8 protein-coding genes, 3 tRNA genes and 1 pseudogene are annotated in these 12,648 nt (G+C 57.4%); 10 read left to right on the forward strand and 2 right to left on the reverse strand.

The genetic code is table 11. The features are described 5' to 3' along the window. A pseudogene (locus tag NFR87_RS01925) lies at positions 1-68 on the reverse strand (replication initiator protein A); the annotation flags it as partial. Positions 69-258: 190 nt separating this feature from the next. On the opposite strand from NFR87_RS01925, the gene NFR87_RS01930 reads away from it, so the two are divergent. The 9 genes from NFR87_RS01930 (at position 259) to NFR87_RS01970 (ending at position 9,482) form a co-directional block, all read left to right on the forward strand. Next, positions 259-1,641 carry an APC family permease gene (locus NFR87_RS01930; RefSeq protein WP_251445575.1) on the forward strand — a complete coding sequence of 461 codons (1,383 nt, stop codon included), beginning with the start codon at positions 259-261 and terminating at the stop codon, positions 1,639-1,641. A 5-nt stretch (positions 1,642-1,646) separates the two neighbouring features. Next, complete coding sequence (locus NFR87_RS01935; protein WP_251445578.1) at positions 1,647-2,855, forward strand: MalY/PatB family protein; 1,209 nt, start codon at positions 1,647-1,649, stop codon at positions 2,853-2,855. 149 nt (positions 2,856-3,004) lie between these two features. Continuing rightward, positions 3,005-5,767, forward strand: coding sequence for a preprotein translocase subunit SecA (secA, locus tag NFR87_RS01940; RefSeq protein WP_251445582.1), 2,763 nt, complete (start codon positions 3,005-3,007; stop codon positions 5,765-5,767). Between the two features lie 108 nt (positions 5,768-5,875). Continuing rightward, positions 5,876-6,694, forward strand: a complete 819-nt coding sequence (gene pgeF, locus NFR87_RS01945) for a peptidoglycan editing factor PgeF (protein ID WP_251445585.1) — start codon at positions 5,876-5,878, stop codon at positions 6,692-6,694. Further along, positions 6,691-8,232, forward strand: coding sequence for an ABC transporter substrate-binding protein (locus NFR87_RS01950; RefSeq protein ID WP_251445588.1), 1,542 nt, complete (start codon positions 6,691-6,693; stop codon positions 8,230-8,232). Before pgeF ends, NFR87_RS01950 begins: the two co-directional genes overlap by 4 nt. A gap of 165 nt (positions 8,233-8,397) precedes the next feature. Further along, a complete protein-coding gene (gene vanR / locus NFR87_RS01955; RefSeq protein WP_251445591.1) occupies positions 8,398-9,087 on the forward strand; it encodes a VanR-ABDEGLN family response regulator transcription factor in 690 nt (229 codons plus the stop codon). A gap of 98 nt (positions 9,088-9,185) precedes the next feature. Then, positions 9,186-9,262: transfer RNA gene (locus tag NFR87_RS01960), tRNA-Met, on the forward strand. A gap of 65 nt (positions 9,263-9,327) precedes the next feature. Next, positions 9,328-9,402, forward strand: a tRNA-Glu gene (locus tag NFR87_RS01965). Positions 9,403-9,405: 3 nt separating this feature from the next. Continuing rightward, positions 9,406-9,482, forward strand: a tRNA-Val gene (locus tag NFR87_RS01970). Between the two features lie 130 nt (positions 9,483-9,612). Here the strand turns inward: NFR87_RS01970 and NFR87_RS01975 are convergent. Beyond that, positions 9,613-9,825 carry a cold-shock protein gene (locus tag NFR87_RS01975; protein ID WP_251445594.1) on the reverse strand — a complete coding sequence of 71 codons (213 nt, stop codon included), beginning with the start codon at positions 9,823-9,825 and terminating at the stop codon, positions 9,613-9,615. A gap of 373 nt (positions 9,826-10,198) precedes the next feature. Between NFR87_RS01975 and NFR87_RS01980 the strand changes: the two genes are divergently transcribed. After that, positions 10,199-10,696, forward strand: a complete 498-nt coding sequence (locus tag NFR87_RS01980) for a SprT-like domain-containing protein (RefSeq protein WP_251445597.1) — start codon at positions 10,199-10,201, stop codon at positions 10,694-10,696. Positions 10,697-12,648: the final 1,952 nt, after the last annotated feature.

Raw genomic sequence — 12,648 nt, forward strand, 5'->3', positions numbered from 1 at the left:
TTCTTCCGGGACAACTCCGCCCGGCGCAGGACAAAGGCATACAGCACCTTCGCTTCGTTGCTCAAGGGGAGCCGCCCGGCTTTTTTATACCAATATGCCTCAATCCCGTTGTGGAACGTGAACAAATTGTGAACAGAAAATTTGGGCAAAATACTAAAGTATCTTAAATATATAGAAATTGCTTGAAACACGGCATATTTATGGTATTATAAATATGCTTAATAATTAAGCGACAAAATTGTAGAAGGAGGAAAAGAGATGAAACAGGCAGAAAAGAAAAAATTAGGGTTACTTGATATCTTTGGCTTGGGGGTCGGCGGGACAATTGGCTCAGGGATCTTTGTCATGTTGGGTTCGGGAATCGGATACACCGGAAGATCCATTGTACTGGCGTTGTGCATTGCCAGCGTGTACATCCTTTTTGCGTATCTGTATCACCCCATTATGGCATCCATGTTTGTCATGCCTGGCGGAGATTATGATATGAGGGCCATGCTGCTGGGGCCGACGATGACCGGCTTTTCCGCATTGGTCACCCTTCTGAACGGCTTTGGCATGGCGTCCTTTGGCATGGCGTTCTCCAGCTATTTTGTCTCTGTATTTACAAGTCTGGAGCCCTATCAAAATTTGATAGCGGCCGCACTGATGCTGGTGTTTTTCGGTATGTCGCTGGGCGGAACAAAGATGATGTCCAGTGTGACGACGGTGATTACCTTTGTGCTGCTGGCGTCTATTGCCATGTTTGTGATTATGGGTGTGCCGCAGGTAAAGCCGGGCTTTTGGTCAAATGAGGACGGACTTTTCTGGGCCAACGGCGCCCAAGGCTTTATCAGCGCCATTGCGATCATGGCCTTTGCGTGCCAAGGTACCACACAGCCCCCTGTTTCCGTCATGGCGACCACAAAGAAAGCGCGCCGCACGATCCCCTTGGGAATTCTGCTTATTACCATAACAGTGGGCATTGTGTATGCACTGATGGGCTATGTGGCCAGCGGTGTGCTTCCGGTAGAGCAGGTCATGGGGCAGAATCTGTCCTTGGTAGCCGGAGAGATCTTTACCCCCACGCTGTTTAAGGTGTTTATTTTGGGCGCGGCCTGCTGTGCTATCATGTCCTCTCTGTGTGCCGGCATCGTAATGCAGCGTTATCCGCTGCTGGCGGTGGCGGAAGACGGCTGGCTGCCCAAGGTTTTTAAAAGGACGACGAAGAACGGCTATCCTTACATGGTGATGGGCTTGCTGCTGGCCTTCTCCATCCTGCCGCTGTTTACCGACTTGACCATTGACACCCTGATCTCTTTGGTCATGATCCCCACCATGGCCATCAACGCGTACATGAACATCTCGCTGATCAAATTGGTAAAGGATTATCCGGAGCAGTGGAAGAACGCGACGCTCCATATGCCTACGCCGGTATTTAATGTGGTATGCGTGGCCAGCGCCGCTTGCGCATTGGCCGTGGCCTATTACCTGTTTAAGGATATGAACACTACCTCTATGATCCTTTGCGTGGTAGTAATTGCGGCAATGATCATTCTGTCTCAGATCAGCCTGCGGACGGGCTCGGTGAAAAAGGAAGACCTGCTGGCAAAGCGGGAAGAGATCGCCGCAGCCGCTATTGCCGCCACAGCGGCGGAGGACTAAGACGCATGAAATATGATTTTACCTCGGTCATCGACCGAAGAGGAAAGGACGCTTTAGCGGTAGATGCTGTTGGAGCGGTGCCCGGCGGCCCGGGATTGCCCGGGGAGGGGTTTGACATTATCCCCATGTGGGTGGCAGATATGAATTTTCCCACCTGCCCTACGATCCCGGAGGCCATTATTGAGCGGGCCAAACACCCGATGTACGGCTATTTTCAGCCGCGGGAGGAGTATACCCAGGAGATCATCCACTGGCAGGAAAAGCGCAACGGGGTCACGGGTTTAACGAAGGAATGTATCGGCTATCAAAACGGTGTGTTGGGTGGGGTTGTCGCGGCTCTGAATATCCTTTGTTCTAAGGGCGGGAATGTGCTGATCCACTCTCCCGCCTATGTGGGCTTCATTGACAGCCTGACCAACAACGGATACAACGCCGTGTATTCTTCTCTGGTGAAGGATGAGCGGGGAATTTGGCGAATGGACTTTGAGGACATGGAACGGAAGATCAAAGAGAAGTCCATCCACACGGCGATTTTTTGTACGCCCCACAATCCCTATGGACGGGTTTGGGAAGAATGGGAAGTAAAACAATTCATGGATCTGTGCAAAAAATATGACGTCTATGTGGTTTCCGATGAAATTTGGTCGGACATTATTCTGACGGGCCACAGGCATATTCCGCCTCAGTCCGTGAGTGAAGACGCCCGCAACCGGACTGTAGCAGTCTACGCTCCGTCGAAAACATTTAACCTGGGTGGGCTGATCGGGGCATATCACATTATTTATAATAAATGGCTTCGGGATCGGGTGGAGAAGGAAGCGTCTCTGTCCCGGTATAATGAAATGAACGTACTGACCATGCACGCCCTGATCGGAGCATACAGGCCGGAGGGATATGAGTGGTGTGACGAGCTGTGCCAAACGCTTACGGAAAACATCAATTGGGCAGTGGATTACATCAACCAACACTTTGAAGGCGTAGAGGTCACGAAACCGGAAGGAACCTATATGCTGTTCCTTGATTGCAGTGAATGGTGCGCCAAGCACAAAAAGACCCTGGAAGAGCTGGAGAATATGGGGTATAAGGTTGGAGTTGCCTGGCAGGACGGAAAAATGTTTCACGGCCCCTGCCATATCCGGATGAATCTGGCGCTGCCCTTGTCCCGGGTCAAGGAAGCCTTTGACCGACTGGACAAATACGTGTTCAACGCATAAGACAAATTCCTCACCTCTCTCTTAGGGGCGGCCCTCCGGGCCGCCCCTACTTATTTACAAATTCTTCTTTTTTATTGTGGGAAAGTGTGGTATACTATACCCTGTTGTATTATGGATATATCACCCCGCAAAGGAAAGGTGAACAAGATATGGGAATTTTGCAAAAGCTCTTCGGTACCACCTCGGAGAAGGAAGTCCGGGCGCTGGAGCCCATCGTGAAGAAGATCGAGGCGCTGGAGGAGGAGTACAAGGGCCTCACCGACGCCCAGCTCCAGGCCAAGACCCCGGAATTTAAGGAGAGGCTGAAGAGCGGCGAGAGTCTGGACGACATCCTGCCCGAGGCCTTTGCCACCTGCCGGGAGGCCTCCTGGCGGGTGCTGGGGATGCGCCACTTCCGGGTGCAGCTCATCGGCGGCATCATCCTCCACCAGGGACGCATCGCCGAGATGCGCACCGGCGAGGGCAAGACCCTGGTGGCCACCCTGCCCGCCTACCTCAACGCCCTTACCGGCGAGGGGGTGCACATCGTCACCGTCAACGACTATCTGGCCAAGCGCGACTCGGAGTGGATGGGCAAGCTCTACCGGTTCCTGGGCCTCAGCGTGGGCCTGATCATCCACGACGTGCCCCCCACCGAGCGCAAGGCGGCCTATGCCGCCGATATTACCTACGGCACCAACAACGAGTTCGGCTTCGACTACCTGCGGGACAACATGGCCATCTACGCCAGCGAGCTGGTGCAGCGGGGCCACGCCTTCGCCATCGTGGACGAGGTGGACTCCATCCTCATCGACGAGGCCCGCACCCCCCTCATTATCTCCGGCCAGGGGGATCAGTCCACCCAGCTCTACCAGATCGTGGATCACTTTGTCTCCACCCTCAAGTGCAAGGTCTACGCCAAGACCGACGCCAAGGAGGAGGAAGATCCCGACTTGGACGCCGACTACGTGGTGGACGAGAAGGCCAAGACGGCCACCCTCACCGCCCGGGGCGTGGAGAAGGCGGAGCGGGCGTTCAACATCGAGAATCTGTCCGACCCGGACAACGCCACCCTCTCCCACCACATCAACCAGGCCATCCGGGCCCGGGGCATCATGAAGCGGGACATTGACTACGTGGTGAAGGACAACCAGGTCATTATCGTGGACGAGTTCACCGGGCGGCTCATGTTCGGCCGCCGGTTCAACGAGGGGCTCCACCAGGCCATCGAGGCCAAGGAGCACGTGGAGGTGCAGCGGGAGAGCAAGACCCTGGCCACCATCACCTTCCAGAATTATTTCCGCCTGTACGGAAAGCTCTCCGGTATGACGGGCACCGCCATGACCGAGGAGGAGGAGTTCAACGGCACCTACGCCCTGGACGTGGTGGAGATCCCCACCAACAAGGCGGTGGCCCGGGAAGACCACGACGACGTGGTCTATAAGTCCGAAGCGGGCAAGTTCCGGGCGGTGATCGAGCAGATCAAGGAGTGCCACGAAAAGGGCCAGCCGGTGCTGGTGGGCACCATCTCCATCGAAAAGTCGGAGATCCTCTCCGAGATGCTCAAGCGGCAGGGGATCAAGCACAACGTGCTCAACGCCAAGAACCACGAGAAGGAAGCGGAGATCGTGGCCCAGGCGGGCAAGTTCGGGGCGGTGACTGTGGCCACCAACATGGCCGGCCGTGGTACGGACATCATGCTGGGCGGCAACGCCGAATTTTTGGCCAAGGCCGACCTGCGGCGGGCGGGGATGAGCGATGAGCTCATTGCCGAGGCCACCGGCTTTGCCGATACCGACGACCAGGAGATCATTGCGGCCCGGAAAGCGTTCCAGGAGGCGGAGGCCAAGTATAAGGAAGAGATCAAGCCGGAGGCCGACCGGGTGCGCCAGGCCGGGGGCCTGTTCATTGTGGGCACCGAGCGGCACGAGTCCCGCCGGATCGACAACCAGCTGCGGGGCCGTGCCGGCCGTCAGGGCGACCCCGGCGAGACCCGGTTCTTCCTGTCCCTGGAGGACGACATTATGCGCCTGTTCGGCTCCGAGCGGGTGATGGGCATGATGGATCGGCTGGGCGTGGACGAGGACACCCCCATTGAGCAGAAGATGCTCACCAACGCCATTGAAAACGCCCAGAAGCAGGTGGAATCCCGGAACTTCCAGACCCGGAAGAGCACCCTGGAATACGACGATGTGATGAATACCCAGCGGGAGGTCATCTACAAGCAGCGCCGTCAGGTGCTGGACGGGGAGGACATTCACAACAGTATCCGCAAGATGCTGGACAGCACCATCGCCAACGCTGTGATGGGTCATACCGGGGAGCACGAGCATTTGGACGCCGAGGGTTGGCGCGCCGCCACCGAGCATTTCCGCGGGGTGTTCCTGGCTCCTGACGAGATGCTCTACACCGATGAGGAGCTCGCCAGTATGTCCTCTGAGGAGCTGATCGAGAAGCTCCAGGAGCGGGCCTCCGCCATTTATGACGCCAAGGAGCAAGAACTGGGCGAGGTGCTGATGCGGGAGCTGGAGCGGGTGGTCATGCTCCGGGTGGTGGACGAGTACTGGATGGATCATATCGACGCCATGCAGGAGCTGCGCCAGGGCATCGGTCTGCGGGCCTATGGCCAGAGCGACCCCATCATCGAATACAAGCGGGAAGGCTACGATATGTTCGAGGAGATGATCGCCGCCATTCAGGAGGAGACCGTGCGCAGGATGTTCCTGGTGCGCGTCCAGCCTCAGGGCGAGGTGAAACGGGAGCGGGTGGCCAAGGTCACCGGCGAGTCCGGCGGCGGCGACGGTACCGTAAAGAAGCAGCCGGTGGTGCGCAAAGGGGTCAAGATCGGCCGGAACGACCCCTGCCCCTGCGGCAGCGGAAAGAAATGGAAGAAATGCGACTGCAAGGAGTATCATTCCGAAGAGGACGTATGAGCGTCTGAAGGTGTGGGCGGCCTGCCCCGCTGTGATAGAATTTGAGCGCCAGCCCTCACCGATCCCGACAGGGGGCGGTGAGGGCTGCGTTTATAGGGAGGCAAAGCAATGGCCTTTTATGACAAGAAAACCGATGGACTGATCCTGCACACCTCTTCTCTTCTGGAGGAGGCGGGGGTCATTCACGCCGTCACTACTCGGCCGGGAGGGGCGTCGGAGGGCATCTACACCTCTTTGAATCTGGGACGAAACCGGGGAGACGCGCCGGAAAAGGTGCAGGAAAATTACCGGCGGGTCTGCGCTGCCCTGGGGGTGGACATACATCGAATGGTGTCCTCCAGTCAAGTACATGGCGACCTGGTTCGGCGGGTCACGGAGGAGGATATCGGGAAGGGGCTGGACAGGGAGATCGATTACGACGCCGATGGACTGGTGACCGATATCCCCGGCGCGACCCTGACGGTTTTCGGGGCAGACTGCCTTACTATTCTGCTCTATGACCCCTTCAAACAGGTCGCCGGCGCCGTCCACGCCGGATGGCGGGGCACTGCCCTGGGCATCACAGAGCGGGCAGTGGAGCGGATGGTGAGCGACTACGGATGTCGTCCGGAGCACATCCTGGCGGCCGTTGGGCCGGGGATATCCCGATGCTGTTTTGAGACGGACGAGGACGTTCCCAGGGCAATGGAAAAGGCTCTGGGAGAGGCTGCGTTTGACTTTGTAGACAGGAAAGAAAATGGGAAATATCACGTTGATCTAAAGGGGATAAATGCATTGCGGCTGAAGCGATGCGGCGTTTTGACTACAAACATAGACGTATCTCCTGACTGCACCATGTGCGCGTCGGAGAAGTACTGGTCGCACCGCGCCACAGAGGGCCGGCGCGGCAGCCAGGCGTCCCTGATCTGCTTGAGGGAAAAGATATGAAAAGGGGAGGAGAAAGAGCGCTGGCTTTGGCGCTGATGATGGCGGTGGGATTGTCCGGCTGCGGCCAGCCTCACCTGGAGGCGCCGCTGGAGGAGGTCACGGCCACCCCCGTCAACACAGCGGCCGGGGTGAAGGAGGAGAAGCCCTTTGCCCTGGCCTGCTATCCCGCCGGCGGATTCCACCCGATCAATGGAAATAACCGCATCAATCTGATGCTCTCTCCCCTGCTCTACCGGGGACTGTTCTCCGTGGACGGACAGTTTCGGGCGAAGGAGGAGCTGTGCGAGAGCTATACTGTCAGCGAGGATGGCCTTGTATGGACGTTTCACCTGGTTCAGGCCAGCTTTTCCGACGGCTCGTCCCTGACGGGTGCAGATGTGGCCGCGTCTCTGGAACAGGCGAGAAAAAGCGCCCGGTATGGCGGACGGTTGAAGGATGTGAACCGGGTGACGCCGGGAGATGGATCGGTGACGCTGACCCTTTCCCGGGCCAACGGAGCCCTGCCGCTTTTATTGGATATCCCCATTTTCAAGGAGAGCGAGGATCCCCAGCGGCCGCTGGGGACGGGGCGGTATTATCTGGCGGGAGAGGGGGAAAAGCTGTGCCTGGCGGCCCGGGATGGGACGGAGGCGCCTGTGGATCCCATCCCCCTGCGCTCCATCAGCTCCGGGGATGACCTGGTTTACGCCTTTGACGCTCAGGAGGTCGCTCTGGTGGACGCGGATCTGACCGGCACCAACAGCCTGGGCTACTCCGGACGCTTTGAGACCACGGATTACCCCACGTCCACGCTGCTCTACGTGGGGTGCAACACAAGGAGCGGGGCGTGCCGGGATGTGCGGGTGCGCCAAGCACTGCTGCGCGCCTTTGACCGAGAGGGCATTGCGCGGCGCCTTCTGGATCGTCACGCCGTGGCCTCGCCCCTGCCTATTCACCCCTGGGCGGAGTGCTACGACGGGGAACTGGCGGAGAGTCTGCGGCAGGATCTGACAGTGACAGGAGAGATCTTGAAGCTGGCGGGTTGGGAGCCGGATGAGGAGGGCCGCCTGCGGCAGGGGCGCAGCGCGTTGACCCTGCGGCTGATCGTGAACCAGGACAACATTTATAAAGTAACGGTGGCCGAGGCCCTGGCGGAAACGCTGCGGGAGCTGGGCTGTGACGTGACGCTGGCCAAGCTGCCCTGGGAGGAATTTACCGTGGCTCTGAGCCGGGGGGAGTTCGACCTCTATTTGGGAGAGACCACGCTTACCGCTGATTTTGACCCGGAGGCGCTGCTCTCCGGCAGCCTGAATTATGGCGGCTTTACCGACCGGGAGACAGATGAGCTTTTGGAGCGTTATCGGGGCGCCGAGGGTACGGCGCGGGTCATGGCGGCTTCTGAGCTCTGGACGCGGGTGGCGGAGATGGCGCCTGTCCTGCCGCTGTGCTTTAAGAACGGCTCTCTTTTGACACAATGGGGCCGCTTGAGCGGTATGAAGCCCACCCAGCGGGATGTGTTTGCCGGAATGGAGGAGTGGAAGGTAACAGAACGTTCCTGAAGATTTTCTGACAACGGAGCGCTGCGTCTTGACGGAGGAAAAAGGGCTGGATATAATAGGACGAAAGCGAAGAATATAGAAGAAGGGAAAATACGCTGGTTACATTTGTAATCCATTGGGGCACAACGAAGACAAGAATAGTCACAACGATTTGGGAGGGCGCGTATGGAGGCCAATATTCTGGTGGTAGACGATGAGCCTGAGATCGTCGATCTGGTGACGGTATATCTCCGGGGAGAGGGATTTCAGGTGTTCCCCTGTGGTTCGGGCACGGAGGCTCTGGCTGTGGTGGCCCGGGAAAAGCTGGATATGGCGGTACTGGATGTGATGCTGCCCGACATCTCCGGCATGAGCCTGTGCGCAGAAATTCGGCGCAGCCATCAGTTTCCCATTTTGATGCTCACTGCCCGCAGCGAGGATACGGACAAGATCACCGGGCTGACGGTGGGGGCGGACGATTACATGACAAAGCCCTTCAGCCCCCTGGAGCTGGTGGCCCGGGTGAAGGCCCAGCTGCGCCGCTACACCAGCTATAACGGCGGGGAACGGGAGACGGGAGAGACTTTAAATATCAACGGTTTGACCATTAACAAAACCACCCACCAGTGCTGGCTCTACGATGAGCTGCTGAACCTGACGCCCATCGAGTTTGACATTTTGTGGCTGCTGTGCGCCAACCGGGGGAAGGTCATCTCCGCGGAGGAGCTTTTTGAGACGGTCTGGGGGGAGAAATATCTGGATCGGAACAATACAGTGATGGTGCACATCCGGCGGCTTCGGGAAAAACTGGGGGAGCCGGGACGCAGCCCCCGGTTTATTAAGACGGTCTGGGGTGTAGGATATAAGGTGGAGTGAGAAAAGACGGAAAAAATTGCGGCTTTCCGCAAATTTTTGATTGACATAGGGGGAGAAATCGGGTATACTAATTCATGCCCGTTCGGCGAGGGCCCTATGGCGGCATAGCTCAGTTGGCTAGAGCACACGGTTCATACCCGTGGTGTCCCCGGTTCAAATCCAGGTGCCGCTACCATTCTCCACGGGGCGCCGGGCGTCCCGTGGGGACATCTTTCGGCCGGATGCGTCGGGGGGAACCATGGCGCGTTGGTCAAGAGGTTAAGACACCGCCCTTTCACGGCGGTAACATGGGTTCGATTCCCATACGCGTCACCATATGGAGGCTTAGCTCAGCTGGTTAGAGCGCCTGCTTCACACGCAGGAGGTCACTGGTTCGAGTCCAGTAGTCTCCACCAAAAGAAATGGGACACCGTAAGGTGTCCCATTTCTTTTGGTATAGAGCCTTAGCGGGAGCCAAAATCCAATTGTGGTTCCTCAATAAAAAAGAGGCCGCCCATTGCTGGGCGGCCTCTTTTTCGGTTCAAATTAGTCGGCGACGACGTTGACAGCGCGGAGCTTGCCGGGATCCTTGGGATCGGGCTCGGTGTCGTAGGTCACCTTCTGGCCCTCAGCCAGGGTGCGGAAGCCGTCGGCCTGGATGGCGGAGAAGTGGACGAACACGTCGCCGCTGCCGTCATCGTTGGAGATGAAGCCGAAGCCCTTTTCGTTGTTAAACCATTTGACAGTGCCGTGATTCATAGTGTTTTGCCTCCTAAAAGTTGTTATCCCGCCGCAAAAAAAGAAGCCGCCCCGCGTATGTCAAAATGGAAACTGACGTACACAAGGTGGCGATCAATTTTTACATTTTAAGATACAAGAGACAGTATAGCCATAAAAAAAGGAAATGTCAAGAGAAATATTGAATTTATGAGTTTAAAAATGGACGCCGGCCAAAGGAGGAGAAAAAACGCCGGGCGACCGCCAGAACCAAATGGGACAGGGCAAACCGGTTGCTTTTGAACTGAATTTGTGTATAATGGGGGTAAAGGGTGGGGCGTCAATAAGCGAAACCCTTAAAAATGAACGGGTTACAAACGTAGTCACAAATGGAAACGACGGGGAGTGGACGGACGTGCATGATTGCGATGAGCTGCTGTGCGAAGTGATGGAAGAGGCCAGACGCTTGGGGATCCCCTTTTCGTCAGAGATCGAATCCAGAGTGGGGATCAACCGAAGAGCGGCGACCCGGTTTGGATGCTGTAAATTTCAGAACGGACGGTTTTATATCGAAGTGGCGGAGACGGTGGCGCAAGGGCCGGAGAAGAGCTGCCGGGAGGTGTTGGCCCACGAGCTGCTGCACACATGCCCGGGCTGCCGGAACCACGGGGCGAAATGGAAGAGCTATGCGGCGCGGATGAACCGGGCCTACGGCTATGAAATCCAGAGAGTGACTACAAATGCCTCCCTTGGGGTGCAAGGGATAAGGGAGCCGAAATATGTGCTGCGCTGCGAGAGGTGCGGCGTGGAAATTCCCCGCTTTCGGGCCTCTGCGTTGACCCGGCACCCGGAGCGGTACCGGTGCAGATGCGGAGGGACGCTGGCTCTTCGGATCGGGCCAGAGGATTCATGACAGGAAGAAAAAGAGCATAGGATATACGAAAAGCGCAGCGGAGGGACTCTCTGGTGCGCTTTTATCATGACCCTTGGGTGAGATAGCAGAAAACACAAATATTTAGTGGCAGACGCCGAGGGGGGACACAAGATATTGATGTGAGATAGTTAACAGAATCTTTTGCGGCGCGCGGTGGAAAAACAAGACGGAAAGAGGGGGAAAAAGCGGAAAAGCGTCAAAATTTTTTCACAAGCGGATCCAGATAAAAATGGGATCAATTTTCTCACAAAAGGACTTGTTCAGGGAGAAAAAATTCCAAAAAGAAGATCAAAGCACTTTTTGGAAATACTTATATAAACAAAAAGGAACGAAAAATATGCAATTTCCTCTTGATTTTTACGTTAACTAATGGCATAATTGACCCTGAAATACTATATATCTATGACCATATTGCGCCCTTTTTTAAGGAACGAAATCGAGGAAATCACACGGGCGCAATGCTTTCAAAGGAAAATTCTACGGGACTGGAAAGACCTGCATGAACTACCAGCGCAAAAGTAGGTGACGGCTATGTATCTTAGAAACGTAATACGTAGAGCTGTATCAGGGGTTTTAACTGCCTCGATGATACTGTCGCTGTTCTCCTCAGGGGGATTCGCGATGGCGGCTGATGAGAGCTATATCAGCAGTCAGCCGTCGCGAGTGGCGGCAGTATCCGCGAGGGAGTGGGCGCAGCGCGTCTCTAAAGACTCCGGTTCGGGCACCGTCGCTATGCCTCTGCAGCTGGACAGAGCCAGCATCGGCTTCAGCTCGGAGAGCGATGAAGCGGTGGAGGTCACGGCCTACATGACGGACATCCGTTACCTGGGGCTGTTGACGCTGGAGGAATACGCGTCCTTCTTCCCCGTTGGCCTGGATCTGGAGCGGGCGGAGTATCTCACGAGCAGCTTGAGAGAATCCATCGCTGCCATGAGCGAGGCCGACCGGGCCAGCCACCGCCGGGAGGCGGAGCGGAAGCTGGATGTGGAGAACCAGTTCCTCTGGGACAACGTGGCCGGGGAGGACGGCGAAAAGATCGAGAATCTCGCCTTTGAGCCGGTCGCCTATACCATCTACGAGGCCACGGAAAATACCGCGCCTATGATCGCCTGCACGGCGAAGGTGACGTGGATCGGTGAGCGGCCGGTGCAGTACATTGACGCGCCGTCCAGCTCTGCCGGCCTGAGCGCTGACGACTTGCAGAACCTTATGGAGCAGAGCGGCGAGGGCGCCGGAAACAAGAGCATCGCCGATGAGTCTCCCGAGATTCAGGAGTTCCTGCGTCAGCTGTACAACGATGGGCTGAGCCAGGAGAACTCCGATTACGACCTGTCCATTTTCGGAGACCAGAGCGCCTCCACCGGCAGCAGCTTTAACCTGATGAGCGGGCTGGACGCTGACGGTACTGAGAGCGCCGGCCAGAGTGTGCTTCCCGCTGACACCCAGCCGGAGGCCGGGGCTGGTGTGGACGCTGAGACCGGCGTGGATGCGGATGGGGAAAATGAAGTGGACGTCCGCCTGAATGACGGCCAGGAGGACGGCGGCGAGACCGGAGTGACGGCGGCCCCGGAGCAGGCCCAGGATGGCGGCGAGGCGGGAACGACAGCCGCCGGCGGCGGCCGGGCCGTCCTCGGCAGAGTGATGCAAAAGAGAGTCCTCAGAGCTCCCAAGAGCGAGGAGGAGCAGGAAAATAACGACGATGCGGCGACGGATGTAGACACTGACGACAATCATAGTCATGAAGAGGATGAGAACGCCATCCCCACCGCCGCGTTCAGCGTGAGCATGGTGTGTGAGCCCAGCATCATCACCGCGGGTCAGGCCTATTACCTGCCCGGTGTGGAGACCCGGCCCAGCACCCAGCCGGACACCACGGGGCCGGAGCAGCCCGAGACCCCCGAGACCCCCGAGACCCCGGCGGAGGGTGAGGA

The sequence above is a fragment of the Vermiculatibacterium agrestimuris genome (assembly GCF_943193085.1).
In the GTDB taxonomy this organism is placed as follows: Bacteria; Bacillota; Clostridia; order Oscillospirales; family Oscillospiraceae; genus Vermiculatibacterium; species Vermiculatibacterium agrestimuris.